This is a genomic window from Bacillus sp. 165 (assembly GCF_017742235.1).
Lineage (GTDB): Bacteria > Bacillota > Bacilli > Bacillales > Bacillaceae_G > JAGHKQ01.
The window spans coordinates 110,086-134,944 of the sequence record NZ_JAGHKQ010000006.1 but is presented as its reverse complement, the minus strand read 5'-3'; the positions used below and the strand labels follow the sequence as shown (position 1 = coordinate 134,944).

Here is a 24,859-nt window from a genome sequence, read left to right as displayed (position 1 = left end):
GATAATAATATACTATTCTCCGAAAAGGAGTGTAACATTATGTTAAAGAACCTATGGATTTTCGGCTTTGAAGCCTTATGGAGTCCTGTATTTTTAGTAGTGATGATCCTAGTGTTAGTTGCATACTTTCTAATCATTGGGCCGTATCGACATCGTTTTCCCAATGCTGAGAAAGTAAGCAAAAAGCAGCAATTTTATTTTGTGACAGGCATCCTTCTCACGTATATAATGAAAGGCGGACCTGTGGATTTACTAGGACATATTATTTTCAGCGCTCATATGACAGAAATGGCGGTTCTGTATTTGGCAGTACCTCCTCTCTTGATATTGGGTCTGCCTGTTTGGCTGATAGAAATTGTAGTAAGTAAACAGTTTGTACAAAGATTGCTTAAAATATTTGCGAAGCCTTTAATCGCATTATTTGTATTTAATTTATTATTTTCCATCTATCATTTACCAATGGTGTTTGACACTGTAAAAACTAATGCAACGCTGCATTCTCTTTACATGCTGATTTTATTCTTTACTTCTACTATGATGTGGTGGCCGTTATTAAATCCGCTGCCTCAGTATCAAACATTAAGCGATATTAAAAAGATTGGGTATATTTTTGCGAATGGGATGTTGCTGACACCAGCTTGTGCTCTTATTATCTTTGCAGGGCATCCATTATATGCAACATATACAGACCCCCAAATGTGGGCGAAAGCGATGGAGCTTTGTGTTCCAGCAGGCACACTCCCTTCTTTAAATATAACAGGTCCTGATTTTATGCACTGGCTTCCTGCTTTAGAAGATCAGCGTACGGGCGGGGTTATTATGAAGATTATTCAAGAAATTGTTTACGGCACCCTTATCGGCTATGTATTCTTTAATTGGGCCCGTAGAGAACGGGAAAAAGATAAGCAACAGTTGAATGAGCTGCCCCCATATTTGCAATCTAACAAAAATTGAAGGAAGAGATGTGAAAGAAATGCAACTACCAATTTTACCGACTCTTAGTACTAGCTGTATCGTTATCAGTGCTGTATTGGTAGCAGTTGGCTGGTATCAAATCAGTAAACGAAGAGTAGAGGCTCACAAGAAAACGATGTTTTGGGCTGCAGTGTTTGCCCTTACCTTCTTTATTATTTATGCAAGCCGTACTATTTTCATAGGTAATACAAGCTTTGGTGGTCCTGACAGCTTGAAGTTGTATTATCATTTATTTTTATTTTTCCATATTTTCTTAGCAACATGTGGTGCTGTATTTGGAATCGTTACACTTTTGACAGGGTACAAAAACCAATTAAAAAGGCATAAGAAATTAGGACCGATTACAAGCATTATTTGGTTTGCGACTGCAATTACGGGTGTAATGGTTTACACACTGTTATATGTGTTATACAAAGGTGGAGACACAACTTCTGTTATTAAAGCAATATTAGGGATTTAATTTGTAACAAAAACAGATCTGAATAGAGTTCAGGTCTGTTTTTATTTTTGAGCGCAAAGTGCCCAATGCCGACCTCCTTACATACTATATATGTAAAAGGGGGAGAACGGATGGAATTTCAACAGTTGCTGCCATATGGTTCTTTATATATTACAAAGGTAACTGTACACGACTTAGTACAAATGTGTATAAGTGAAATTGATGGGGTGGCTAAAACCATATTGAATTTTTCGGAAAAAGTGACAAGCGTAATTGATCGCAGGACCTATAAGGGAGTAGGAATTGAACATGAGCAGGGGACACTGAGTATTAATGTAAAGGTTGCTTTATACCACACAGCCTCTATTTTCGCTACATGCTATAAAATTCAGGAGCATATAAAGGCTGAAATCGAGAAGTTGACAGGCTTGGAAGTAAAGGAAGTCAATGTAAAGGTGGAACAAATTATAAAGGTGCATCTAGATTGATGCACCTTTATATTAGTTATGCTTGAGGAAGAGCTGCGATTGCTTTCTCAATGTTTTTCAATAATGTTTCGCTTTTTGTAATCACGTTTTGCGGGAAGATTTCGCCTTCACCGTATTCTACCCCATGTGGGTAGTAGTGCTTGCCAAGAAGCGGAGAAAGCAATTTAACTACAGCATGTCGGCTTCCTAAATCTCCTTCAACAGCATAGCCGCGTACACGTAAATAATAAATATCTTTTAACATTTCAAATTTATAATCATATGTAACGCGTTCATAATCCCATTGTCCGGCAAGAACGAAGCCGTGATCTTTCATCACTTCGTTAAGCATGGACAGCTCAACGGATTGTCCTTCGATTCCTGTGTTTTCAAATCTCATGGTATTTCCCCCTTACGTTTATGAACAGTTAAATTTCTGCCTAGGTTTATAATAGTACGAATACATAGAAAGCGCAATCAAATATAATGATATTGTAAAGAAAACTTGTTCTAATTCTGCTTAGCTTACATATAGAGTATTCTGAAAAAAGAAAGTTACGGGAAAGTATTATAAACGAAAAGTATGGTATATTGTAAGTAAGTGCATCGTATAAACATACACATAATGCTTCCAGCTTTAAGATAGAAAATGAAAGAGGCTTTATAAAGAAACTTCTTGTTAAAGGGGAACAAGAATATGTGCCTCAAGATGAAAGGAGGTATATGAAAATGAAAAAGCTCGGGCTTATTTTATTTTTTACCGGTATTTTTTTATTTATTAATTTATATGGGAAATTAATTTTATCAGAGCTTACTTCGGATAAGAAAAACATGTTACAGCCGCCTGATTTTACAGAACAGAATGGAAGCGAACTACCTTCTGATGATGCTGTTTCACATATGCTGGGGAAAAGCATGGATGAGCTATTGTCAATATACGGTGAGCCAGAAAGGATTGATCCTTCATCTTATGATTATCAATGGTGGGTCTACAGGGAGGATTTATCTTCATATGTTCAATTTGGTATATTCAACAGCAGGGTTGTTACCATTTTTACTGCTGGTGAGAAGGTAGACGTATCTCCCTTTCATATTGGAGAAAATTATGATGAAGTAATTGCTCAAGTTCCGTTTTCAAATGAAATAGCCTTAAAAGTGAATAATAGCAGTTACCAGTTTGAATTATCTGAAGATGAATTAAGTGAAAAGCCGCTAGTATCTGTCGAAAATGGCTGGGCACAATTATACTTTGATAAGTTTACAAAAGAATTGACAGCAATACGTTATTTAGATAACGAGACCATTATTAAACAAAGGCCATATGAGCTTATTTACTCAGGAGAGATTTTAACCCCTCGTCCTTTAAAAGAAGAGCAGGTTGCCGAAATAGAGAGGGCAGACGCCGAGCAAATACTTGACCTTACAAATATTATGCGCAAACGACATGATCTAAGTATTTTTACATGGAACGAAGAAGCTGCTCAAGTAGCTTATTTGCATAGTAAAGATATGAAAGAACAAAACTACTTTGATCATCGTTCGCCTAAATTTGGGACATTGGGAGACCGGCTGAAGTATGCAAAAGTTTCGTTTAAGCTTGCGGGTGAAAACATTGCGATGAACTATACAGACGCTCCTGCAGTTGTCCAAGGGTGGATGAACAGTGAAGGGCATCGCGAAAATATATTAAATCTGAATTTTACAGAACTTGGAGTCGGTGTATTTGAAAAATATTATACGCAAAATTTTATTTCAAGATGAAAGCTCAAGAAAGAGCTTTCTTTTTTTATAGAAGGGATTCATGTTTCAAGGGATTTTCCTACTTTATCTGAACTACACAATTTCGTTTTTCTTGATATCTAAGTGCTGCCACTAGAGAACCCGGACCGGATAAAGGTAAAAAGTTCCTCTAAGGGTATAGAGCCTATGGTTTAAATAAGCCGACTTCACTTTTATTAATAAAAAGAGCCTAAAATAGGCGAACCTTCATAGAATGTCCATTCTACAATATAGTAAAACCATAGTTATCTAATGAGGTGAGTACAATGCAAACGAAAGGGAATTTGCATCCTTCTGTACAACAATTTAAGGTGTTTGTCAAAAATCATCCTAAAATGATCAATGCTGTGCGTAGCGGTCAAAAAACTTGGCAGCAATTTTATGAAGAATGGTATCTTCTAGGAGAAAAAGATCAAATGTGGAATACGTATAAGCCGGACGGAACACCGGATGTGAAGGATGATGCAGCTGCTGCTAAAGAAGGTGAGGGGGCGGGCTTTGTCGGTCAAATGATGTCATTTATAAAAAAGATAGACATGGACCAAATTCAAACACATATTTCAAGTGTGACTGAGGCCATTGGAAGTGTGCAGCAAGTGATTCAGCAGTTTCAAAGTCCTAATTCAAGTGGCACGTCACAACGACCGCAAAACAATCCCTTTCATTTTCAGAAGGATTAATAAGGCGGAGGCGTTTATATGAGACAGGAGCTTGTAGAATATATGCAATCGAAAGAGGAACTGCAAAAGTTTATTCGAGAACAGCCCCAGTGGTATCGTAAATTAAGCCGCAACCCTCATGACAGAGAAGGCTTTGAACTTGCAGCCATGCATTATTATAAAAAAACGATACCTGACCGAGTATCAAAATTTCAAAATCAATTGACAATGGCATCCATTATGCTTGAGATGTTTCAGTATATGAAACAGCAAAATGGTTAGTAAGGACTAAAAAAATAAAAAACTATCCGTCATGTAGAAGATTTGTTACAATAACTATCGTAATAAGTGGAAAAGGAGCTGTAACATGACGGAATTTTGTTTAGTACGACATGGACAGACTGATTGGAACTTTCAAGAAATTATTCAAGGAAGAGAAGATATCCCTTTAAACGAAACTGGTAAAAAGCAAGCACTGCAAAGCGCACAATTTTTACAAAATGAGAAATGGGATATAATCATAAGCAGTCCGTTAGTACGTGCTCAAGAAACGGCACGAACAGTTGCCAACGCTGTCAAATTAGATTCAATTGAATTAGATGACCGTTTCATAGAGCGCAATTTTGGAGAAGCATCAGGTAAATCCATTGCTGAATTCCGTGAAAAAATTGCATCAGGCCAAGTGGAAGGAATGGAAACCGATGAGGAGCTCGTAGACAGATGTTATACAGCTCTTCAAGATGTTGCAAAGAAACATGAGGGGAAACGAATTATCATTGTTGCTCATTCTCATGCTATAAAGGCGATCCTTACTGCTATTGCACCTGAAGAGGTCACCTTTCGGACTTCTTTAACAAATGCATGTGCAAATTATATTACGGTTGATAATGACAAATGGGGAATTACAAGATACAATGTTTCAGAGCACATTTGTGTATGATGAAAGCAGGAATTATGGTTTCTATCGCAAATATGATAAGATAGTAACCGGAGGTGTTATAATGATTGCAACGCTTGAAAGCGTCTTAATTCTTGACCAAGCAGAAGCTTTGGCAGGTATGATTATACAATCAGAAATAGGAGAACGTTATCGTCAACGTTTATATACATTGCAGCAAGATGCAGTTGCACAAGAGCTTATCCGTAAGTTTACAGCAATGAAAGAACGGTATGAGGAAGTGCAGCGCTTCGGAAAGTACCATCCTGATTACCATGTAGTAACCAAGGCAATTCGTGAGCTTAAGAGGCAAGTTGATCTGCATGAAACTATCGCCAATTTCAAGCAAGCAGAAAATGAAATCCAAAAGCTGCTTGATGAAGTGAGCGTAGTAATTGGACAAGAAGTATCATCGTCAATAAAAGTACCTTCAGGGAATCCATTTTTTGATTCTATGAGTTGCGGAGGCGGATGTGGTTCAGGTGGCAGTTGTGGCTGTAAAAAAACGGGGTAATCTTACCCCGTTTTTTCTAAAAGGTATAAGCTTTTAAATAATGTCCAGCTGCACCTAAACGAGCGGGTTTTGCTTTTCTTATTTAGAAAATCGTACGCAATCAATGCACATATTACCGCAGCAAAACATTTTTCGAAGCGGTACATAGAAGCGATGACGAAAGACAAATTCATCATTATGCATGCGGACAAAGATACATTCTGCTTGCAATTGCTTTCCCTTCATTACTTCTACCGCAGATTTTTGAATGACTAGCTGTAAATGGGATGTATCTGCTGAAGAATGAGTGGTTACATATAAAAAGGGGATACCGGCAACTTTTCTTGTATAGCATCGTTTGATAAGTGGGTTGACTTGAAGTTCACATAAGAAAACATCCCATATTTTTTCTAAATTCATGATAGATTCCCCGCTTTAAGTAGAGATGATAATCGACGTTGCGAGAGTAATGAGGAAACATCTCCAAAGTCGATGGAAGGTTCAATGTCACAAAATAGAAGTATAGATTTAGTGAGGATGAAGGAGAAAGTTATGTTTGGACAACGACAAGGAATTATTGTGTACTTACATTCATTAAAATATGCAAAACCTCTTCGAAAATACGGCAATATTCACTATATATCCAGACGTTTGAAGTACGTTGTGCTTTATTGTGATATGGAGCAGGTAGAGCAGCTTATGGAGAAGCTTGATCAGCTTCAATTTGTAAAAAAAATAGAGCCATCGTATCGACCGTTTTTGAAAACGGAATTTGAAAATGCAAAACCGGACCGTGCAAAGGAATATGATTATAAAGTAGAATTATAAAAGGACTGTTGCGAACAGTCCTTTTTTACATAAATCAAAGAGTATATTTGTTTTGGTTACTATATTTTCTAGTACGAGAGACGTATTTTTTTACTGCATCGGCGGGATAAGGTGGTTCAAGCGTAGAATTGCAATTAAATGATTAAAATACAACTCCTTTTCATGAAATATGGTTGATGGTTTTACGTCAAACCGTATGATTTCTTTGCCCAGCTTAGCAGCTGTTTTTTCAAATAATTCAATTCTTTGAGTTACTTTATCCTCTAACACCGTAATACCTTCTCTGCATATGTATAGGGGCTGAAATTTACCAATTGCCGTAGGCTGCAGTACGACCACAAAAGAGCAAACTGTCTTTTGATTGATTATGGTATTAAGTTGCAGCAGATGTGCGAGGCGATGTTCATTTGCCTCTGCAATTTCAATAAGCTCATAAATATCAGAATAACCTTCGCCTAACTCGATAAAACGTTGAATCATATATTCTCCTCCTCCATTTAACTGTATCATTTCTATGTTTTCTTGAAAAGCTATTGGTTATATAAGAGCGGAAGTTTCCTTTTCTATAATAGTGGACAAGCCGTTTTCGCTTTTTGTAACAAAACAAAAACCCTGCTTTTTATGCAAAAGCAGGGTCCTTCTTATTCTAGTGATACACTAGAAAGAAGGCAAAGGGAGAGGAGAAACCGGAGGAAGAACTTATGGGGAAACGTAAGTCTTCTCCGCGGTTGGCAACAACATCAATGATGTTGTTACCTTTATTTATGTCCAAATTATATAAGCTTATACATTGGCAATGAAAATTTTCATAGGATGGTATTATTTTGCTTTCATTCATTTTATGATAGGATTAGTAAGGAATAACGTTTAAAAGGTAGTGAAAAAGATGAGAGTGGTTTCTGGAAAGTATAAAGGACACCCGTTGAAAGCGGTTCCCGGAATGTCAACCCGGCCGACTACAGATAAGGTAAAAGAAGCAATTTTTAATATGATTGGTCCCTATTTTGAAGGAGGCGTTGCTTTAGATTTGTTTGGTGGCAGCGGAGGGCTCGGGATTGAGGCGTTAAGCCGCGGGATGGATAAGGTGATTTTCGTGGACCGGGATGGTAAAGCCATTCAAACGATTAAACAAAACTTGGGGACATGCAAACTAATAGAGCAAGCTGAAGTATATCGAAATGATGCAGAGAGAGCGTTAAAAGCTCTTTTGAAGCGTGAACTGTCATTTGACTTAATATTGCTGGATCCACCGTATAAAGACCAGCAAATTATTTCTTTAATAAGCGTTATTGATACGCACGGTTTATTGAATGAGAGCGGCGTTATTATGGCAGAGCATGACACAGCGGCAGAATTGCCGAAACAGATTGGAAGGTTGATGCGTATAAAATATGAAACTTACGGCATAACCGGAATCTCTATTTATAAATATGAAGAGCAGGGGGAGTAGGGAAGTGGCAAGTATTGCAATTTGTCCAGGAAGCTTTGACCCAATTACGTTAGGGCATGTGGATATTATTAAACGGGGAGCCAAAGTGTTTGAAGAAGTGCATGTAGTAGTGATGAATAATTCCTCAAAAAATCCGTTATTTACAGCAGAAGAACGTTTAGAGCTCATTAGGGAAGTGACAAAGGATCTTTCTAATGTAACAGTAGATGTTCACAGCGGCTTACTAGTTGAATATGCAAGAGTGAAAAATGCAAACGCTATCTTGCGTGGTTTGCGTGCTGTTTCCGATTTTGAATATGAAATGCAAATCACCGCTATGAATCGAAAGTTGGAAAAGAACGTAGAAACATTTTTTATGATGACAAATAACCAGTATTCCTTTTTAAGTTCAAGCATAGTCAAGGAAGTAGCCAAATATGGAGGCAATGTAGCAGACCTTGTCCCTCCTGCTGTCGAAAAGGCACTGAAAGAAAAGTATACAACTCCAATAAAATAGTTGTTTTATTGGAGAGGCAGAAAAACACTGGGATAATGTGACATTGAGTGAACCTGTATGGGAAGCGGTAGATAAACGTAAAAGGCATTCGTTTTTTGACGAATGCCTTTTACTGTTTCCTCACCTTGAGAAGCAGGAGGAATACATACACATATAAGCAGACAAGGGTAAAGACAGGCCCGTATATGCTTATTGTATGCCAGCTTTCAGATAACGGGAATGACACGGGTAAATCTCCTTCATGTTGCTGAAACGTGTGGAGATTAACATATAAAGGATTCCATAAAACATATGTACAAAGTGGAGCAATGAAACTTTGCATGAATCGTGCAAAGAAATAAGGACGAAACCGAATGTCGGTTTCCGCAAGAATGCTTGCGACTTGTGCTTGTATAGATAACCCGCTAAACGCTAGGATAAAACTGGTAATCATTGCTTGATGAAGAAGAGAGACGTTTTCTGTTTGACTGGTTAGCTGACTTCCAAGCGTAATTTCAAACATCCCAGAAAATATCGGAATGCTGAATTGAGCTGGAATATGGAGGAGCGTTAGACTGTATTGGATGATTGAAGCGAAAAACTCTGTAATATGAATGACTTGCAGCATTTTGTTAATAACTGAGAATAAAATAATAAAACCACCTATCATTAAAAGGGTTTGAATGGAGGATACCACGGCATCACCTATTAGCTTGCCAATAGGGCGTTTGTCCTCTAACCTTTTGCTATGAAGGGTTTGAAAGGCGTAAATTACAGAAAATGGTCTAACTTTTGGTTCTTCCTTTATTTTATCCTTTCCATGAAAACGCATTACAAGACCTACGCAAAAGTTACTGATATAATGGGAAGCAGCTAGAAGAATGCCAAGACCGGGATTGTTAAAAAAACCAACAGCTACCGCTCCGAATATAAAGAGAGGATTAGAAGAGTTTGTAAAAGATACGAGTCGCTCTGCTTCAGTTTGTGTTAGTTGACCGTTTTGACGTAGCCGTGCGCTTATTTTAGCGCCTGATGGAAAGCCAGAGGCCATCCCCATCGCCCAAACAAATCCACCGACACCTGGAACACGAAATAACGGACGCATTAGTGGCTCTAGCAGTATCCCAATAAAGCTCACAACCCCAATTCCAATAAGCAATTCAGACATGATGAAGAACGGCAATAGGGACGGGAAGACAACTTCCCACCAAATATTTACACCGCGTATGGAGGCTTCTAAAGAAGCTTGGGGATTTAGGATAAGCGCTGCTGTAAAGCAAGTGACTGCTCCAGCTAATATAAAAGTTTTTATTTTGGAATGCATAGCGGGCCCCCTTTTCTTACACTGTCATTTAAGTATACGAGGATAGGGGGCTTGTTTAGACCATAAGATAAAGTGAAACTCTTTTCTGAAGGGAGTCTTCTTATAGCAGGTAAGCTTTTGTCACCACTATTCCTTTATAGAGAAACTAAATTGGAAAGGGGGAGGAGGATGGAACCGAAAATAGGGCTCGCTCTTGGTTCAGGGGGAGCGAAGGGTTTTGCGCATTTGGGTGTTATTAAAGTATTAAAAGAAGCAGGGATTCCAATTGATATGATCGCAGGAAGCAGTATGGGTGCGCTCGTTGCGGCTGTTTACGCTACTGGATTAGATACAGAGCGCTTATATCGTTTGGGAAAAATTTTTAAACGAAAGTATTATTTAGATTTTACGGTTCCTAAAATGGGTTTTATTGCAGGCAAACGCGTAAAAGATATGATTAGAATGCTTACATACAATAAAAATATAGAAGAGCTTGAGATACCTATAGCGATCGTAGCAACAGATATTTTAACAGGTGAAAAGGTAGTATTTACAAAGGGACCGATTGCCGAGGCTGTACGAGGAAGCATTGCCGTACCGGGGATTTTTGTACCTGAGAAAGTAGATGGGAAATTGCTAGTAGATGGGGGAGTCATAGACCGTATTCCTGTATCTGTTGTGAAAGATATGGGTGCTGATATTACTATAGCAGTGGATGTTTCTCCCATTAAAGTAAACGGAGAAGTTACTTCAATCTATGATGTGATTATGCAAAGTATTGAAATTATGCAGCACGAGATGGTAAGAAACCGTGAAATTGCGTCTGACTTGATGATGCGTCCTGCCATTGAACGATTCAGTTCCCGAGCTTTTACAAACATTGAGGAGATTATACAGGTAGGAGAAGAGGAAGCAGTAAAGCATGTTGATTCGATTAAAGAAATGATTGAGAAGTGGAAGGAGAACCATAATGTTTAAAAGGTTTCGCTATTTAAATGTATTTTTATTAGCAGTGATCCTCGCTGTAGGTGTTACGTACATTCAATTACCGTTTTATATTACAAAGCCTGGGCTAGCGGAGGAATTAAAACCATATGTGAAGGTGGAGAATGGTTATAAGGAAGAAGGCGATTTTATGCTTGTGACAGTATCGATGTCAAAAGCAAATATCGTCAACTACCTGACAGCAAAATGGAATAAATATCATGAAATTTATAAGGAAGAGGAAATTTTACAAAAGGGACAGTCTGATGAGGACTATCAATTTCAACAGCTATATATGATGAAAGGGTCACAGGATGCTGCAAAATTAAATGCTTATACGCGTGCGCATAAATCCGTTACCATTAACAATAAAGGAGTGCTGGTGCTTGATGTAGTAAAAGGGATGCCTGCATACGGCAAGTTGAAGCTTGGCGACCATTTGCAAGCTGTGGATGGAACTGCGCTGAAAACGGCTCAAGAGTTTATCGATTATATGAATATGAAAAAACAAGGTGATGCAGTTACTATTGAATTTACTCGTGATAAAACGAAAAAAAGTGAAACCTTTCAGCTGCAGCCCATTAAAGGAGCAGAGGGGCGGGTTGGTATCGGGGTTGCTATTGTTACAGATCAAGAGCTGGAGGTAGAGCCGAAAGTAGCAATTGACTCCCATCGAATTGGAGGACCATCTGCTGGGATGATGTTTACGCTTGAAATCTACAACCAGTTAACAAAAGAGGATTTAACAAAAGGACATAAAATTGCAGGTACTGGAACGATAGATGAAAAAGGTCAAGTTGGTCCGATTGGGGGGATTTCCCAAAAAATTGTGGCGGCGAGCAATGCAGGCGCAGAAATTTTCTTTGCACCTAATGAACAGGGCGATTCAAAATCCAACTATAAAGAAGCGGTAAAAACTGCAAAGGATATAGGTACAAAAATGAAGATTATCCCAGTTGATACACTAGATGATGCGCTTGCTTATTTAGAAAAATTAAAAAAATAAACAAATAAAGAGAAGTGCCTTGTCAATCTGTGGCACTTCTTTCTATTACAGAAACATATTGGTATCCTCATCATACCGCAGAGGAGGATGTGTCATTTCTACCTTTAGCATTTTGGAGCGAAGAGGTTCTTCAAAAACAGCAGAGTAGACAGCACTTGCTTTTTTATCGAGTTGCAGCAATGGATGATCCAATGCTTGTAAACGAGTGATAATGGGAACAGGTACATGTTTTTTTATCGAGGACAGGTAGAGCTGTCCTTTTTTCGACATCCCGAGAATCCGTATGTAAGGGGCCGTTTCTTTTTCGTTTATACTCCTCATCTCTTCTTTTGTGGTGTTTGTAAGTATATGTAAGCAAAGGCGCTGTAGTCTAGTCCAAGTATATCGTTTTGTTTTAATGCTCTCCATGAACGAGTGGAATGAGTTTGCCTCTTGAATATGCGAAAGTAACCGGTTTTCTAACCCTTCTTCAGCTTCATATATGTGCTGTAATTGTGAAGCCGAGGAGGAAAGTAACCGGTATTTAAGAAATGAGAAATAATGCTCCCAATTGTGAAGAAGCCTGTATTGAGCGTAATAGTCTTTTAGATGCTGATAAGTAACGGCAGGAACGACACCTTCGATGGTTGGAAAGGAAATCGACGAAGACAGTAATTGCTTTCGAATGCTCGTTGCGCTGGCAATAGTTGCAGAAGCAAATGTCTCGTCATGATATTGTGCGTTTAATCGAGTTACGGTTATAGGAACAATGGAGCTTTGCTGCCGATGAATAGCTTGTATGTAATGGAAACCTAGGATGTTATTCGGCTTAGCCATGTCGACAGTATGCGCCTCTCCTTGCAGAGCACCAAATGCTTCAGATAATGCTTTTGGATAACTGCTCCCTTCTTTCATTCGTTGTCTCACATTGTGTTCAAAAGTGTCTGTAAACTGTTCTTGTAAAAAAAGCGTGTCTAAAAAGCTGTCAATGTTGCCGCTTTCGCTTCCGAAACACACTTCTTGCACTCCTAATGCATCTAATAATGAAACTGCTCCGCTTGCAAAGGTCTGTGCCTTTTGAGTGGCAAATGCATAGGGAAGCTCAATGATAAGATCAATTCCGCCTTCTAACGCCATTTTTGTTCGCGCCCATTTAGATACGAGAGCAGGTTCTCCCCGCTGTAAGAAATGTCCGCTCATAACTGCAATAGTAATATCAGCGTTTGTTAACTTTTTCGTTTCTTGCAAATGATAAGCATGTCCGTTATGAAATGGGTTATATTCAACAATAACACCGGCAGCTTTCATGAGCTGTCCTCCTTTCTTAGGAACCAACAGTGCAGGTAAATAAGCAAATTTAACAAAGAAAACTATGCTGCGATAAAGTTTTGTTTCTTTTCGTATAAAAACATGGTAATCTGTATATATTGCGGATAATACTTACATTATAGTGTAAAGAAAAAATATTGACAAATACATCAGTCAAAGCTATAATTTTCTTTGTTGCCTTGAGGTGATTAAATTATGAAATGGTCAATTCATCAGCTTCAAAAATATCGAAATAAGGGATTAACGTTCGATGAAATGGTAGATGTAAGTGAATTGAAAGAAGAGAATACGGATATTCGAGAGATCTCTCCGGTTCATTTACAAGGAAGGGCAGATTTTACATCCGACTACATTACCTTTCATCTTCATATTACTGGAACAATGGTTCTCCCTTGTTCACGATCGCTAGTTGATGTACCGCTTCCGTTTGATGTTCATACGAAAGAAGTTTTTCTGCTGGAACATACGGAATACGAAGGTGATGAAGATTTTCGCTATTTAGAGGGAGAAGTACTTGACTTACTCCCGGTAATTAAGGAAAATATAATTCTGGAAATTCCGCTGCAAGTGTTTAGTGAAGAAGCTGAACCTGCAGGTGGAGCACCTACGAAAGGTCAAGACTGGCAAGTGATTTCTGAAAAGGATCAAGCAGAGAAAATCGACCCTCGATTGGCTGGGCTTGCGAAGTTTTTTGACAAGTAAACGTGCGAAGTCCCCGTAAGGTCTTCATATGAATCTGACTCTGTTTAAGGAGGTGGGAATAATGGCTGTACCTTTTAGAAGAACATCTAAAACTGCAAAAAGAAAACGTCGTACACACTTTAAATTATCTGTACCTGGTATGGTAGAATGCCCAAGCTGTGGTGAAATGAAACTAGCTCACCGCGTATGTAAAGCATGTGGTACTTACAAAGGTAAAGAAGTTGTTAGCAAATAATTTTGCTGACAGGTAAGCGCAAGGGATATCCCTTGCGCTTATTTATTTTTAAAGGGATTTTTTCTTTCTTTCTCGAAGCATACATAGTACAGAAAGTTAAGAGGAGAGGAAAATATGGAGAAATTAATTGTAGAACGAGATGAAGCAGGAATCGTTTGGGTGACGTTGAACCGGCCGGAGCGCCGCAATGCTGTTGATTATGATGTCATGGATGCATTAGACAAAGTAGTGAGAGAAGTATCTCAAAGCGAAAAAGATAAGGCCCTTGTGATAACAGGTGCTGGAGACAAGGCTTTCTGCTCAGGTGGAGATCTTCAGCAATTTCATGGTTTATATACAAGAGAAGAAGCGCTTGAAATGCTTAGTAAAATGGGAGGCATTTTATATAAGTTGATGACGCTACCTAAGCCTACAATTGCTTTATTGAACGGAACGGCTGTGGGAGGTGGCTGTGAAATTGCGGCAGCCTGTGATTATCGGTTGGCAATCAATACGGCACAAGTTGGATTTGTACAAGGGCATTTAGGGATTACAACTGGATGGGGCGGGGGAACGATGCTGTACGAAAAGCTTCGTCATGACCAAGCCATGCAGCTTTTATATTCTGCCAAACGCTATTCTGCTGAGGAGGCTCATACAATTGGGTTTATTCATAAAATTATAGATGGAGATTTAAAACTATCATGTCGCAACTGGATTGAGGAGACACTCTCCCCTCGTGCTGAAGTTCTAGCTGCTTATAAAAAAATAGCAGTGAGAAAATGGAAGGTAACAGGACTGCAAGAGCGAATGAGAGAAGAAATTGAAGAATGTGCGGTTCTTTGGGAAGGAGACGCTCATCATCAGGCAGTGGCTGCGTTTTTAGAAGGCTAAGAATAGTACAATGCAACTATAGAAATAAATAGATCAGGATGTCTACAACCGTATTGAGTGAGGAATAGGGAATTAACCGCTTCGATTTCTTGATAGAAGAAACAGATTTTTAATAAAAAATCATACTGTTTAACATTCTATCTCCTCTATTAGTCGCATATGTTTAGTAAAAAATGGCTAAGGAGAGATCAGAATGGCGACAACACGTCAAGATGCATGGACTGATGAGGAAGATTTATTGTTAGCGGAAGTTGTGCTGCGTCACATCAAGGAAGGCGGAACACAATTGTTAGCTTTTAAAGAAGTAGGCCGACACTTATCAAGAACCCCCGCAGCCTGCGGATTTCGGTGGAATTCCTACGTGAGAAAGCAATATAAAGCTCACATAGAAGAAGCTAAGCAACTTCGTAAGGAAGCGATTGTACGTGAAGAGCCTGTAAAGCAAAGTGTGAACAACCAATCCAGTGATTCTATTACACTTAGCCAAGTTGTTGCTTTTTTACAAAAATTAGAAGAACAAACTAATGAAAATACCTTGCATGCTCAAATAGAAAAGTTGGAGCAAGAAAAGCAATTTCTTCTAAACGAAAAAGAAGAATTACTGACAAAGCTTGAACTCTTAGAGGAAGAATATAGAACACTCTTTGACTATATTGATCGAAAAAGAAACGTAGTGGTGCTGGAGTCATCTGAACGAGAAAAGAAAGTACAGCTTTTACGCGAACGAAATGTACTAGAAAAAATTGAGAAATAGAAAAACAGCTGGAGTTTGTAACTACAGCTGTTTTTCTTTTGAGGTTGGAGCAGCAGATAAATTATGCAGATTCTCCATTTGAAACCGTATTCACCTTTGTTTCAGGATACCACAGATATACTGTGCCCTCATGATTGGTTGTTTTTTGAAAGCCTTGTTTTTGCCAAAATTCTTCTGAATTCACACGTGCAGTTGTTTTAATCGGCATGTTCAAGCTTTTTGCGTAATCTACGAGCGATCTCCCAAATCCCTTTTTCTGAAATGTAGGAAGCACTTCGAGCTTAAATAACTCTAGATACTCCTGCTTCGGTATGGAGTATTCATATGGCTTTGTAACATACAAACTCATTCTTGCAACAAGAGATCCTCCATAATAAATCCCGTAAAATGGAGATTCACTATTGTCTTCAATAATATTTTCTTGTAAGTCTTCTAGCATAGACAATTCCTGCGCTCCGCAACCTTTAAACTTCTTAAACTCTTCAAGAGTTTTGTAATTTACAAGTAAACGCTCTACTTTTGGAATATACATTTGCTTTCACATCCTTCTCTCGGTGTAAAGTAACGAAAAGTATAAATATTTATAATACTATTATAACTTAACTAACTAAAATTATGAAGGATGAAGGTGTCTATATTTTTTATTTTCTCACAGCATTTTTTTAAAAAGTTTGCTACACTAAGTGTAAAACTGTACGGGAGAAAATAAATGAAGATTGGAATTGTTGGCGGAGGATCGATTGGTTTGTTATGTGCTTATTATTTCCGGAAGAAAGGAGCGGAAGTCACTCTTTATACAAGGAAACCGGAGCAGGCTGAAGCGCTGCTGAAAAATGGAGTAACCTGTTTGAGAAATACAAAGAAGGATACGGTGGCGATGTATGCTGAGGACTGGGCTGAGGGGATGTATAGGGATGACTATTTGCTTTTTGCAGTCAAACAATATCATCTTCCAAGTATTATGGATTACATTTTAGGAGTAACAGATTGTGAACGATTTGTGTTTTTGCAAAATGGGATGAGCCATCTGTCTATGTTGGAAAATATGAAGCAGCCTAGTGCGGTAGGAATAGTGGAGCATGGTGCAAGAAAGCTAAATGCTACAACGGTAGAGCATACGGGTATGGGATCCACTAAAATAGGAATTGTACAAGGAAACACGGGACATTTTAATTCTTTCCTGCATTGTTTTCATAATGAGCTTTTTCCTGGCACTATAGAAAATGACTGGTTTGCTGTAATGATTAATAAACTCATTATCAACGCGTGCATTAACCCATTGACAGCCTTGTATGGTGTGAGAAACGGTGCTTTGCTGACCAATCCATCGTTACATCAAGCAATGCAAATAGTATTTGATGAAATACTGCAAGCAGTCAAAGTAAAGAATAGAGAAGAGCAGTGGAATAGAGTATGTACGGTTTGCAGAAACACGGCACATAACCATTCTTCGATGCTGATGGATATAAAGAATGGCAGGCAAACAGAAATAGATTCGATTATAGGGTATATTTTGCAGCAAGCTAATAAGCAGCATACATATGTACCGACATTGTCTTTTTTATATTATTCCATCAAAGGGCTGCAGAAAGAACAGCAATAGGAGTTATTTTTTGCTTTTCCTGACAACTTTGACTACAATTTTGATTGGAATAGTATAACGTACGAAAAGATATTACCTTTACATATGAAAGGAAGAATTATATGGATGTAAAAGAAATCTCTTTCTCTCTGTCCGGTGCAGCAGGAGATTATATGGCTGGTAAAGAAAAAATGACAGCTCACTTTGACTATACAATGGATCAGATGAAAAAAAGAGTAGAAGATTTAAAAGGACGTACTTATGCGCGCAAAGAATTGGTTGCTCACTTATTGCGATACAGTGAACGCTTTAATGCTGGCAGGAAAACTGTCGAAAATATTCATGCTTTACAAGATGAAAACACATATGTTGTTATTGGAGGGCAGCAAGCAGGTTTGTTGACGGGTCCAATGTATACAATCCATAAAATCATTTCTATTTTGCAGCTTGCTTCTCAGCAGCAAGAGAAACTGGGTGTCCGCGTTGTACCGGTGTTTTGGATTGCAGGGGAAGATCATGATATAGACGAAGTCAATCATATATACGTTATGAAAGAAAAAAATATAAAAAAATCTGTATTTAATCAAGTGCATAAGCAAAAAAGCATTGCTTCAGAGACAGTTCTGGATAAGGAAGTGTGCTGGAATTGGGTACAGGACATATTTAAAACGTATAAAGAAACCGCCTATACAAATGATTTGCTGCATTTTATTAAGGATTGCCTTGATAAAGCTGATACGTATGTTGATTTTTTTGCTCGTATTATTATGGAATTATTTAAAGAAGACGGATTGATTTTAATCGATTCCGGAGATAAAGCACTTCGAAAGCTGGAAGGACCATTCTTTAAAACGTTGTTGGCTCACCATGAAGAGATTCAGACAGGACTACGTATGCAGCAAAGCGTACTAAAAGAGAGTGGCTATACGCCTCTTATTGCGACAAAAGAACAAGCAGTTCATCTCTTTATGCATATAGAGGGGGAACGCTGGCTTTTGGAAAAAGAAGAGAATGGGTTGTTTTCTTGTAAAGATGGGGCATTTACATTTACTTATGAAGAATTACAAAAAGCAGTGGAAGAAAAGCCGGAGATCTTCAGCAACAATGTTGTTACGAGACCGCTGATGCAGGAATATTTATTTCCAACGCTTGCTTTTATTGGAGGACCCGGCGAAGTTGCGTATTGGAGTGAATTAAAGCAGGTATTTCATGCAGTAGAGTTTCATATGCCTCCAGTAATCACCCGCCATATGATCAGCTATGTGGAGCGTGCAATTGAGGCTGATATGAAAGATATAGGAATTGCTGTGTCTGATGTATTCCAAAAAAATGCAGCAATGCTCAGAGAAGAGTGGTTGAATGCTCAAATTTCAGAACCCGTGAACCAAGAGTTTACACAAGCACGTGAAAAAATAGAGCATGCTCATCAAGCGCTCAGGGAGCTCGCTGGCCGCATAAATCCTGCGATGGAGTCTTTCGCAAAGAAAAATCAGCAAAAAATTGAACAGCAAATTGCTATACTTGAACGAGAGATACAAAAAACAATTGAAGTAAGGCATGATGCTGAACTGAACAAATTAAGACGGATTGAAATATCTCTTCAGCCGTTAGGGCTGCTGCAAGAACGAGTATGGAATGTATGTTACTATTTAAATGAATACGGGTTTGATTTTATTCGTCAAGCAGTGGATTTACCTTTTGACTGGAATGCTCATCATAAAATTGTAAAATGTTAATATTAATAAAGAAATCCTGCAGAAAGTTTGCAGGATTTCTTTATTAATAAACGAATTTTTATATAAAAGAAAAGGAGCCATTATGCATGACAGATATGTTTATCCTGTATTAGCAATGGTTTCTAAGTAAACAATAAGTAACGAAAATGTAAGGTTATTATGTCTGTTTTGCAACATTATTTTATTAATATTTCAAGCAAAGATGGCAGAATTTATTATATAATGAAAGAGTTGCTATAATTAAAGGAATTATTTTACAAAGTAGGTGCATCTATGTTTAAACATGTAACAGTATTGTTAAAGGAGACCGTGGACGGTCTGAACATAAGAGAGGACGGTGTATATGTTGACTGTACTCTCGGCGGAGCCGGACACAGCTCTTATCTTATATCACAATTATCTGAAGAAGGAAGACTCATTGCGTTTGACCAAGATGAGACCGCTATTGCACATGCAGAAGAAAAGCTGGCCGCTTACGGAACTCCTTTCACGATTATAAAAAGTAATTTTCGATACTTGAAAGAAGAATTAGCAAACATCGGCATAACACAAGTGGATGGTGTATTGTTCGACTTGGGCGTATCTTCTCCTCAATTGGATACACCGGAACGAGGCTTTAGCTATCACCACGATGCGCCGTTAGATATGAGAATGGATCAAGACGCTTCGTTAACAGCCTATGATGTTGTAAACAAATGGTCATATGAAGACTTGGTACGCATTTTCTTTCAATATGGAGAAGAGAAATTTTCAAAGCAAATCGCAAGAAAAATTGAAGCTTACCGAAATACAAAACCTATCGAAACAACCGGGGAATTAGTGGAGTTAATTAAAGAAGGAATTCCAGCTCCTGCAAGGCGCACAGGCGGGCATCCGGCTAAACGTGTATTTCAAGCTATTCGCATTGCGGTCAATGATGAATTGAAAGTGTTTGAAGAAGCGTTAGAGGCAGCTATAGACGTTGTAAAGCCAGGTGGCCGAATCAGTGTTATCACGTTTCATTCATTAGAAGATCGTATATGTAAAGTGACTTTTAAAAAACATAGTACAACGCCTCCGCTGCCACCGGGACTTCCTATTATTCCAGAAGAATTCAAACCGAAGCTAAAGCTGGTTACAAGAAAGCCAATTTTGCCTTCACAAGAAGAACTGGAGGAAAATAATCGCTCACGTTCTGCAAAACTTCGTATCGCTGAAAAACTATAAAAAGGGGGAGAAAGGATTGAGTAATCTTGCAGTTAAACTAAATAAGCAAGAACGGGAGTCCCGTACGCCAATACAGACACAGCAACAAGCTGTCCAACGGTCTGGAGTTACACGATTTGAAAAGCTGCTGTATGTCGCTTTTGTCGCCTTCCTTCTTTATTCATCTGTTACCTTTATTTCAAACAAAGGGCGTATGTTCACCGTTAATTCAGATGTCTCCAAGCTTGAACGGTCGATTTTGGAGCAGAAAAAAACAAACGGGGAATTAGATGTCGAAGTACAACGTCTTAGCACATATGAGCGTATAGCTGAAAAAGCGAAAGAAATGGGACTTGAAATCAATGAAAATAATGTAAAAGGATTAAAATAAAGTCGGGTGAGAGGAATGTTGGCAACTAAAAAAATAAATACAAACAAGGGAGCAGGATGTTTAATGTTACTATTTGCCCTGCTCTTTTTTCTATTATTTGGAAGGTTTTTGTATATACAGGTATTTGCCACTGTGCATGGGGAATCTTTAAAAAAATTGGCCCAAGCAAAGCATAATAAATCTATAAAGATTGAAGGGAAGCGGGGCACTATTTTCGATTTTAATAAAATTCCGCTAGCACAGGATACGAAAGCATATAAAGTGGTCGCTGTCTTAAAAGGTGACGAAAAGGTAGAGAACAAAGAAGAGACAGCACAGAAGCTTGCTATCGTTTTAGGAGTAGATAGAGAAGAGATTGCCAAACGTCTGAATACTGAAGCGTATCAAGTGGAATTTGGAACGGCAGGACGAGGACTTTCTAAAGAGCAGAAGCTGCAAATCGAAAATTTGGAGTTGCCGGGCATTACGTTTATAGAGGAAAAGGCGAGAATATATCCAAACGGAGACTTCGCATCTTACATACTTGGGTTTGCTAAAATGAATGATGATGACCAAATTGAAGGACGCTTTGGTTTGGAGAAGAGCCTAGATAAATATTTGAAGGCGGAGGATGGATACGTCAAATTCGAAGGAGATTCACGTGGAAATAAATTTGCTAAAACTCCTGAAGATATAAAGTCTGCGAAGGACGGAAGCAATGTTTATCTCACGATTAACCAACGTATTCAAGGTTTTTTGGAGAATGCGATGAAAAAAGCGGATGAAGAATATCAGCCTTCCGATTTAATTGCCATTGTGGCTGAAGCAAAAACTGGAAAAATTTTGGCAATGTCCAGCAGGCCGAGCTTTGATCCGAATAAACGAAATATCACATATTTTAATAATGATCCTATTTATAACGCGTATGAGCCGGGCTCGACGATGAAGATTTTCACATTAGCAGCTGCTGTTAACGAAGGTGTCTATAACGGAAGTGAGTATTATCAATCAGGAGCGTACCAGGTAGGAACTAGAAAGATTAAGGATCATAATGATGTCGGCTGGGGCAGCATTACATTTGATGAGGGTGTGCAGCGCTCTTCTAACGTAGCCTTTTCTATTTTAGCTGAGCAAAAGCTTGGATTCGACAGGTACTATGAATATTTGCATAAGTTTGGCTTAGATAAAAAGACTGGCATCGACCTGCCAGGAGAAGGTAGAAACACCATTTTATCTAAATCAAGCCTCAATAAAATAACGACAGCCTTCGGACAAGGGTCAACTGTTACTCCTATCCAGCAAGTTCAAGCGGCGACAGCCATCGCAAACGATGGCAATATGATGAAGCCTTATATTATTGAGCGGATTGTAAATCCCCAATCAAAAAAGGTACAACTACAGAATAGTCCAGAGGTTGTTTCAAAACCAATTACCAAGGAAACAGCCAAGCAAGTTCGTGAGTTATTGGAGACTGTTGTTTCTTCGGAAAAAGGAACAGGGAAGCCATATCGAATTGATGGATATTCTGTGGCCGGAAAAACAGGAACCGCGCAGATTGTTGATCCGACTACAGGACGTTATATGACAGGAAGAGAGAATTACCGCTTCTCCTTTTTAGGAATGGTACCGGCTGAAAATCCTGATATTATCGTCTATTTATCCATTAAGCAGCCAAAATTAAAGCCTACGGATGCTGGCTCTACGCCGCTTGCAGAAATCTTTAAATCGGTAGCAAAAAATACGCTGCCATATAGAGACATTAAAAAGAAAGAACTGAAGCAGCCGTCAAAGGCTGTTAAAAAGAAAAGCATCATCGTTCCAGATTTAACAGGGCTTTCGGCAAAGGATGCCAAGGCGGCGCTTGAAAAGCTTGGTGCAAAACCAATTTTGTTAGGTGATGGACGTGTTGAAAAGCAATATCCGTCAAGCGAAGAAAGTGTGCTGAAGGGTGAACGAGTTATTTTGATTACAAAGGGAAAAAGCACGCTACCAGATATGACAGGTTGGTCGCTTCGAGAAGTGACGGCTATAACGGATTTGTTGGAGCTGAAATTCACTGCTTCCGGTGAAGGATATGTTACAAAGCAAAGCATACAATCCGGTTCGCAGGTGAAAGCAGGAGATACTCTTCAGGTTACATTCAGTCCTCCTCAAAAGCCAAAGCAGGAAGACAAGAAAGAATCAAAAGAGAGGTTTACTGGAGGTTAAGGATCATTTGGCCCAAGCCTTGTTGACTGAGTGGGGGAAGAAAAGCCTTTATAAAACCCGCTTTCCCCTTTTTAACAAGGCTAATTGAGGGGGAATAAAACACCTTGACGAGCTTGGTATCTTATGTTCTAATCATGAAGGTACAAGCATATATTTGAACCCGAGGAGGTTCGTATATGCGAGTATCTAATGTAACTGTTCGAAAACGCCTTGTACTTGTGTTAGTAGTGGGGCTTCTGATTTTTACAGTGATTGATGTGAGACTTGGATATGTGCAGTTTTTTCTTGGAAATTGGTTGACGGACCGAGCAAAAGATTCGTGGAGCCGCAACATACCGTTTGAGCCAGAGAGAGGTAAAATCGTAGATCGTAACGGAATCCCTCTTGCGACTAATAAAAGTGCTCCATCCATTCTTGTTGTTCCAAGGCAAATCGAAAATCCATCTGAAACTGCAGAGAAACTAGCTGCTGTTTTAGATGCGTCAAAAGAAGAGATTTATCGTCAAATTACAAAGCAGGGCAGCAGTCAGTGGATTAAACCGGAGGGTCGGAAGATTTCTCATGAAAAGGCAAAGGAAATTCGTGCCCTTGGGTTAAAAGGAGTGTACGTGGCAGAAGATTCTATCCGGTATTATCCATTTGGGAATTATTTGTCGCATGTGCTTGGGTTTGCCGGTATTGATAATCAAGGGTTGATGGGATTAGAGCTTGAGTACGACAAAGAGTTAAGCGGAGAAGAAGGTTATGTGCGCTTTTATGCTGACGCAAAGGGAAAACGAATGCCGAGCATTGCGGATGACTATAAAGAACCGACACCAGGGCTGGATTTGAAGCTCACGATTGATACGAAAGTCCAAACCATTATTGAGCGAGAGCTTGATATAACACAGGCAACCTATAACCCGGACGGTATCGTTGCGATTGCTATGAATCCAAAAAACGGTGAAATTTTAGCTATGACAAGCAGGCCGAATTTTGATCCGGCTAATTTTCAAAACGTACCTGCTGAAGTGTTTAATCGTAATTTACCAGTTTGGAGTACGTACGAGCCCGGATCTACATTTAAAATTATTACTTTAGCCGCTGCACTTAATGAACAATTAGTAGACTTGGACAAGGATACGTTTGATGATGATGGAGCAGCAGAGGTTGACGGAGCCCGTTTGCGCTGCTGGAAACGAGGAGGACATGGTCATCAAACATTTTTAGAAGTAGTAGAAAATTCATGTAACCCCGGATTTGTTGAACTTGGACAGCGCTTAGGGACAGAACGCCTGTTTAATTACATACATGATTTTGGATTTGGACAAAAGACAGGCATTGACCTGCAAGGAGAAGGAAGAGGGATTTTATTTAACGTAAAAAATGTAGGTCCGGTTGAATTGGCTACTACCGCATTCGGACAAGGGGTTTCTGTCACGCCGATTCAGCAAGTCGCAGCCGTTGCCGCTGCGATAAACGGAGGTATTCTATATCAGCCGTACATTGCGAAGGAGTTCATAGACCCCGAAACGAAACAAGTCGTAAGCCGGACAGAACCAGTCGCGAAACGAAGAGTTATTTCCGAAGAAACATCAAAGCAAGTACGTTATGCTTTAGAAAATGTTGTAGCAAAAGGGTCAGGGGGCAAAGCGTATATTGACGGCTATCGTGTAGCCGGTAAAACAGGTACGGCCCAAAAAGTAAAAGACGGCAAATACTTGGAAAATAACTTCATTGTGTCCTTTATGGGATTTGCTCCAGCGGATGATCCCCAAATCGTTGTCTATGTTGCAGTAGATAACCCAAAAGGTGTGATACAATTTGGGGGTACAGTTGCTGCTCCGATTGTGGGTAATATTTTACGGGAAGTACTCCCAGCAATGGGAGTAGAGAAGCGTAAAGATCAAGTAGAAAAAGAATTAAAATGGCCGGACACACCTTTAATAGAGGTACCGAGTCTAGTAGGCATGAAGAAAAAAGATTTACAAGGTCAGCTTGTGGATTTAAAAATCAAAACATATGGCAAGGGAGAGAAAATTATAGAGCAATCTCCAATGCCGGGTATTAAAGTGAAGCAGGGGTCAACAATTCGAATCTATTTAGGCGATTAAGAAGAGTATGAGACAAGA

Annotated in this window: 29 protein-coding genes; 23 read left to right on the top strand and 6 right to left on the bottom strand. The window is 39.0% G+C overall.

Annotation, left to right across the window (positions count from 1 at the left end):
- Positions 1–39 precede the first annotated feature (39 nt).
- The 3 genes from ctaG (at position 40) to J7Q84_RS11350 (ending at position 1,902) form a co-directional block, all read left to right on the top strand.
- Entirely contained in the window at positions 40–954 is a 915-nt protein-coding gene (gene ctaG / locus J7Q84_RS11360; protein ID WP_209094674.1) for a cytochrome c oxidase assembly factor CtaG, read from the top strand.
- Between the two features lie 19 nt (positions 955–973).
- Positions 974–1,435, top strand: coding sequence for a DUF420 domain-containing protein (locus tag J7Q84_RS11355; protein ID WP_209094784.1), 462 nt, complete (start codon positions 974–976; stop codon positions 1,433–1,435).
- A 110-nt stretch (positions 1,436–1,545) separates the two neighbouring features.
- Positions 1,546–1,902 (top strand): Asp23/Gls24 family envelope stress response protein, encoded by a 357-nt coding sequence (locus J7Q84_RS11350; protein ID WP_209094673.1) that lies wholly within the window; start codon positions 1,546–1,548, stop codon positions 1,900–1,902.
- 16 nt (positions 1,903–1,918) lie between these two features.
- On the opposite strand, the gene J7Q84_RS11345 is transcribed toward J7Q84_RS11350, so the two are convergent.
- Complete coding sequence (locus J7Q84_RS11345) at positions 1,919–2,281, bottom strand: YugN family protein (protein WP_209094672.1); 363 nt, start codon at positions 2,279–2,281, stop codon at positions 1,919–1,921.
- Between the two features lie 329 nt (positions 2,282–2,610).
- On the opposite strand from J7Q84_RS11345, the gene J7Q84_RS11340 reads away from it, so the two are divergent.
- From J7Q84_RS11340 to J7Q84_RS11320, 5 genes are all read left to right on the top strand, one after another.
- Positions 2,611–3,642: a CAP domain-containing protein gene (locus J7Q84_RS11340; RefSeq protein WP_209094671.1), complete on the top strand. Its 1,032-nt coding sequence runs from the start codon at positions 2,611–2,613 to the stop codon at positions 3,640–3,642.
- A gap of 284 nt (positions 3,643–3,926) precedes the next feature.
- Complete coding sequence (locus J7Q84_RS11335) at positions 3,927–4,340, top strand: YlbD family protein (RefSeq protein WP_209094670.1); 414 nt, start codon at positions 3,927–3,929, stop codon at positions 4,338–4,340.
- An 18-nt stretch (positions 4,341–4,358) separates the two neighbouring features.
- Positions 4,359–4,601 carry a YlbE-like family protein gene (locus J7Q84_RS11330; protein ID WP_209094669.1) on the top strand — a complete coding sequence of 81 codons (243 nt, stop codon included), beginning with the start codon at positions 4,359–4,361 and terminating at the stop codon, positions 4,599–4,601.
- Between the two features lie 85 nt (positions 4,602–4,686).
- Positions 4,687–5,259, top strand: a complete 573-nt coding sequence (locus tag J7Q84_RS11325; protein WP_209094668.1) for a histidine phosphatase family protein — start codon at positions 4,687–4,689, stop codon at positions 5,257–5,259.
- A gap of 58 nt (positions 5,260–5,317) precedes the next feature.
- Complete coding sequence (locus J7Q84_RS11320; RefSeq protein WP_209094783.1) at positions 5,318–5,770, top strand: YlbF/YmcA family competence regulator; 453 nt, start codon at positions 5,318–5,320, stop codon at positions 5,768–5,770.
- 78 nt (positions 5,771–5,848) lie between these two features.
- On the opposite strand, the gene J7Q84_RS11315 is transcribed toward J7Q84_RS11320, so the two are convergent.
- Positions 5,849–6,169 carry a hypothetical protein gene (locus tag J7Q84_RS11315; protein ID WP_209094667.1) on the bottom strand — a complete coding sequence of 107 codons (321 nt, stop codon included), beginning with the start codon at positions 6,167–6,169 and terminating at the stop codon, positions 5,849–5,851.
- 132 nt (positions 6,170–6,301) lie between these two features.
- Between J7Q84_RS11315 and J7Q84_RS11310 the strand changes: the two genes are divergently transcribed.
- Positions 6,302–6,577: a YlbG family protein gene (locus J7Q84_RS11310; RefSeq protein ID WP_209094666.1), complete on the top strand. Its 276-nt coding sequence runs from the start codon at positions 6,302–6,304 to the stop codon at positions 6,575–6,577.
- Positions 6,578–6,667: 90 nt separating this feature from the next.
- On the opposite strand, the gene J7Q84_RS11305 is transcribed toward J7Q84_RS11310, so the two are convergent.
- Positions 6,668–7,057: a DUF7147 family protein gene (locus tag J7Q84_RS11305; RefSeq protein ID WP_209094665.1), complete on the bottom strand. Its 390-nt coding sequence runs from the start codon at positions 7,055–7,057 to the stop codon at positions 6,668–6,670.
- A gap of 406 nt (positions 7,058–7,463) precedes the next feature.
- Here J7Q84_RS11305 and rsmD point away from each other — a divergent pair, with 406 nt between their 5' ends.
- Both rsmD and coaD read left to right on the top strand, forming a co-directional pair.
- A complete protein-coding gene (gene rsmD / locus J7Q84_RS11300) occupies positions 7,464–8,027 on the top strand; it encodes a 16S rRNA (guanine(966)-N(2))-methyltransferase RsmD (RefSeq protein ID WP_209094664.1) in 564 nt (187 codons plus the stop codon).
- 4 nt (positions 8,028–8,031) lie between these two features.
- Positions 8,032–8,523: a pantetheine-phosphate adenylyltransferase gene (coaD, locus tag J7Q84_RS11295; protein WP_209094663.1), complete on the top strand. Its 492-nt coding sequence runs from the start codon at positions 8,032–8,034 to the stop codon at positions 8,521–8,523.
- A 109-nt stretch (positions 8,524–8,632) separates the two neighbouring features.
- Here coaD and ylbJ read toward each other — a convergent pair whose 3' ends face one another.
- On the bottom strand, positions 8,633–9,826 hold the full coding sequence (gene ylbJ / locus J7Q84_RS11290) for a sporulation integral membrane protein YlbJ (RefSeq protein ID WP_209094662.1): 1,194 nt from the start codon (positions 9,824–9,826) through the stop codon (positions 8,633–8,635).
- A 168-nt stretch (positions 9,827–9,994) separates the two neighbouring features.
- Between ylbJ and J7Q84_RS11285 the strand changes: the two genes are divergently transcribed.
- A complete protein-coding gene (locus tag J7Q84_RS11285; RefSeq protein ID WP_209094661.1) occupies positions 9,995–10,783 on the top strand; it encodes a patatin-like phospholipase family protein in 789 nt (262 codons plus the stop codon).
- Positions 10,776–11,795, top strand: a complete 1,020-nt coding sequence (locus J7Q84_RS11280; protein WP_209094660.1) for a SepM family pheromone-processing serine protease — start codon at positions 10,776–10,778, stop codon at positions 11,793–11,795. The genes J7Q84_RS11285 and J7Q84_RS11280 overlap by 8 nt, the downstream gene beginning before the upstream one ends.
- A 45-nt stretch (positions 11,796–11,840) precedes the next feature.
- Here J7Q84_RS11280 and J7Q84_RS11275 read toward each other — a convergent pair whose 3' ends face one another.
- The gene (locus tag J7Q84_RS11275) at positions 11,841–13,082 is read right to left on the bottom strand and encodes a nucleotidyltransferase (RefSeq protein ID WP_209094659.1); all 1,242 of its coding nucleotides are present in this window, start codon (positions 13,080–13,082) and stop codon (positions 11,841–11,843) included.
- Between the two features lie 216 nt (positions 13,083–13,298).
- On the opposite strand from J7Q84_RS11275, the gene J7Q84_RS11270 reads away from it, so the two are divergent.
- The 4 genes from J7Q84_RS11270 to J7Q84_RS11255 all read left to right on the top strand — a co-directional run bounded on the left by J7Q84_RS11270 (position 13,299) and on the right by J7Q84_RS11255 (position 15,667).
- On the top strand, positions 13,299–13,805 hold the full coding sequence (locus J7Q84_RS11270) for a YceD family protein (RefSeq protein WP_209094658.1): 507 nt from the start codon (positions 13,299–13,301) through the stop codon (positions 13,803–13,805).
- Positions 13,806–13,866: 61 nt separating this feature from the next.
- Positions 13,867–14,040 carry a 50S ribosomal protein L32 gene (gene rpmF / locus J7Q84_RS11265; protein WP_209094657.1) on the top strand — a complete coding sequence of 58 codons (174 nt, stop codon included), beginning with the start codon at positions 13,867–13,869 and terminating at the stop codon, positions 14,038–14,040.
- A gap of 114 nt (positions 14,041–14,154) precedes the next feature.
- Positions 14,155–14,913, top strand: a complete 759-nt coding sequence (locus J7Q84_RS11260; protein WP_209094656.1) for an enoyl-CoA hydratase/isomerase family protein — start codon at positions 14,155–14,157, stop codon at positions 14,911–14,913.
- 193 nt (positions 14,914–15,106) lie between these two features.
- The gene (locus tag J7Q84_RS11255; RefSeq protein WP_209094655.1) at positions 15,107–15,667 is read left to right on the top strand and encodes an RsfA family transcriptional regulator; all 561 of its coding nucleotides are present in this window, start codon (positions 15,107–15,109) and stop codon (positions 15,665–15,667) included.
- Positions 15,668–15,728: 61 nt separating this feature from the next.
- On the opposite strand, the gene J7Q84_RS11250 is transcribed toward J7Q84_RS11255, so the two are convergent.
- On the bottom strand, positions 15,729–16,199 hold the full coding sequence (locus tag J7Q84_RS11250) for an N-acetyltransferase (RefSeq protein WP_209094654.1): 471 nt from the start codon (positions 16,197–16,199) through the stop codon (positions 15,729–15,731).
- Between the two features lie 177 nt (positions 16,200–16,376).
- On the opposite strand from J7Q84_RS11250, the gene J7Q84_RS11245 reads away from it, so the two are divergent.
- The 6 genes from J7Q84_RS11245 to J7Q84_RS11220 all read left to right on the top strand — a co-directional run bounded on the left by J7Q84_RS11245 (position 16,377) and on the right by J7Q84_RS11220 (position 24,841).
- Complete coding sequence (locus J7Q84_RS11245) at positions 16,377–17,270, top strand: 2-dehydropantoate 2-reductase (protein WP_209094653.1); 894 nt, start codon at positions 16,377–16,379, stop codon at positions 17,268–17,270.
- 101 nt (positions 17,271–17,371) lie between these two features.
- Positions 17,372–18,985 (top strand): bacillithiol biosynthesis cysteine-adding enzyme BshC, encoded by a 1,614-nt coding sequence (gene bshC, locus J7Q84_RS11240; RefSeq protein WP_209094652.1) that lies wholly within the window; start codon positions 17,372–17,374, stop codon positions 18,983–18,985.
- Between the two features lie 273 nt (positions 18,986–19,258).
- Entirely contained in the window at positions 19,259–20,191 is a 933-nt protein-coding gene (rsmH, locus tag J7Q84_RS11235) for a 16S rRNA (cytosine(1402)-N(4))-methyltransferase RsmH (RefSeq protein WP_209094651.1), read from the top strand.
- A gap of 16 nt (positions 20,192–20,207) precedes the next feature.
- Positions 20,208–20,561 (top strand): cell division protein FtsL, encoded by a 354-nt coding sequence (gene ftsL / locus J7Q84_RS11230; protein ID WP_209094650.1) that lies wholly within the window; start codon positions 20,208–20,210, stop codon positions 20,559–20,561.
- A 15-nt stretch (positions 20,562–20,576) separates the two neighbouring features.
- On the top strand, positions 20,577–22,748 hold the full coding sequence (locus J7Q84_RS11225) for a penicillin-binding protein (protein ID WP_481747547.1): 2,172 nt from the start codon (positions 20,577–20,579) through the stop codon (positions 22,746–22,748).
- 176 nt (positions 22,749–22,924) lie between these two features.
- On the top strand, positions 22,925–24,841 hold the full coding sequence (locus J7Q84_RS11220) for a stage V sporulation protein D (RefSeq protein ID WP_209094648.1): 1,917 nt from the start codon (positions 22,925–22,927) through the stop codon (positions 24,839–24,841).
- Positions 24,842–24,859: the final 18 nt, after the last annotated feature.

Bases quoted from the DNA above. Each gene is read 5' to 3' on its own strand.
- rsmD (WP_209094664.1), top strand. From the start codon at position 7,464: ATGAGAGTGGTTTCTGGAAAGTATAAAGGACACCCGTTGAAAGCGGTT.
- J7Q84_RS11280 (WP_209094660.1), top strand. From the start codon at position 10,776: ATGTTTAAAAGGTTTCGCTATTTAAATGTATTTTTATTAGCAGTGATC.
- J7Q84_RS11315 (WP_209094667.1), bottom strand. From the start codon at position 6,169: ATGAATTTAGAAAAAATATGGGATGTTTTCTTATGTGAACTTCAAGTC.
- rpmF (WP_209094657.1), top strand. From the start codon at position 13,867: ATGGCTGTACCTTTTAGAAGAACATCTAAAACTGCAAAAAGAAAACGT.
- J7Q84_RS11345 (WP_209094672.1), bottom strand. From the start codon at position 2,281: ATGAGATTTGAAAACACAGGAATCGAAGGACAATCCGTTGAGCTGTCC.
- bshC (WP_209094652.1), top strand. From the start codon at position 17,372: ATGGATGTAAAAGAAATCTCTTTCTCTCTGTCCGGTGCAGCAGGAGAT.
- J7Q84_RS11270 (WP_209094658.1), top strand. From the start codon at position 13,299: ATGAAATGGTCAATTCATCAGCTTCAAAAATATCGAAATAAGGGATTA.
- J7Q84_RS11340 (WP_209094671.1), top strand. From the start codon at position 2,611: ATGAAAAAGCTCGGGCTTATTTTATTTTTTACCGGTATTTTTTTATTT.
- J7Q84_RS11335 (WP_209094670.1), top strand. From the start codon at position 3,927: ATGCAAACGAAAGGGAATTTGCATCCTTCTGTACAACAATTTAAGGTG.
- J7Q84_RS11220 (WP_209094648.1), top strand. From the start codon at position 22,925: ATGCGAGTATCTAATGTAACTGTTCGAAAACGCCTTGTACTTGTGTTA.
- J7Q84_RS11225 (WP_481747547.1), top strand. From the start codon at position 20,577: ATGTTGGCAACTAAAAAAATAAATACAAACAAGGGAGCAGGATGTTTA.
- J7Q84_RS11250 (WP_209094654.1), bottom strand. From the start codon at position 16,199: ATGTATATTCCAAAAGTAGAGCGTTTACTTGTAAATTACAAAACTCTT.
- rsmH (WP_209094651.1), top strand. From the start codon at position 19,259: ATGTTTAAACATGTAACAGTATTGTTAAAGGAGACCGTGGACGGTCTG.
- J7Q84_RS11305 (WP_209094665.1), bottom strand. From the start codon at position 7,057: ATGATTCAACGTTTTATCGAGTTAGGCGAAGGTTATTCTGATATTTAT.
- J7Q84_RS11355 (WP_209094784.1), top strand. From the start codon at position 974: ATGCAACTACCAATTTTACCGACTCTTAGTACTAGCTGTATCGTTATC.
- J7Q84_RS11325 (WP_209094668.1), top strand. From the start codon at position 4,687: ATGACGGAATTTTGTTTAGTACGACATGGACAGACTGATTGGAACTTT.
- ctaG (WP_209094674.1), top strand. From the start codon at position 40: ATGTTAAAGAACCTATGGATTTTCGGCTTTGAAGCCTTATGGAGTCCT.
- ylbJ (WP_209094662.1), bottom strand. From the start codon at position 9,826: ATGCATTCCAAAATAAAAACTTTTATATTAGCTGGAGCAGTCACTTGC.
- J7Q84_RS11275 (WP_209094659.1), bottom strand. From the start codon at position 13,082: ATGAAAGCTGCCGGTGTTATTGTTGAATATAACCCATTTCATAACGGA.
- J7Q84_RS11260 (WP_209094656.1), top strand. From the start codon at position 14,155: ATGGAGAAATTAATTGTAGAACGAGATGAAGCAGGAATCGTTTGGGTG.
- J7Q84_RS11255 (WP_209094655.1), top strand. From the start codon at position 15,107: ATGGCGACAACACGTCAAGATGCATGGACTGATGAGGAAGATTTATTG.
- J7Q84_RS11330 (WP_209094669.1), top strand. From the start codon at position 4,359: ATGAGACAGGAGCTTGTAGAATATATGCAATCGAAAGAGGAACTGCAA.
- J7Q84_RS11285 (WP_209094661.1), top strand. From the start codon at position 9,995: ATGGAACCGAAAATAGGGCTCGCTCTTGGTTCAGGGGGAGCGAAGGGT.
- J7Q84_RS11350 (WP_209094673.1), top strand. From the start codon at position 1,546: ATGGAATTTCAACAGTTGCTGCCATATGGTTCTTTATATATTACAAAG.
- J7Q84_RS11245 (WP_209094653.1), top strand. From the start codon at position 16,377: ATGAAGATTGGAATTGTTGGCGGAGGATCGATTGGTTTGTTATGTGCT.
- J7Q84_RS11310 (WP_209094666.1), top strand. From the start codon at position 6,302: ATGTTTGGACAACGACAAGGAATTATTGTGTACTTACATTCATTAAAA.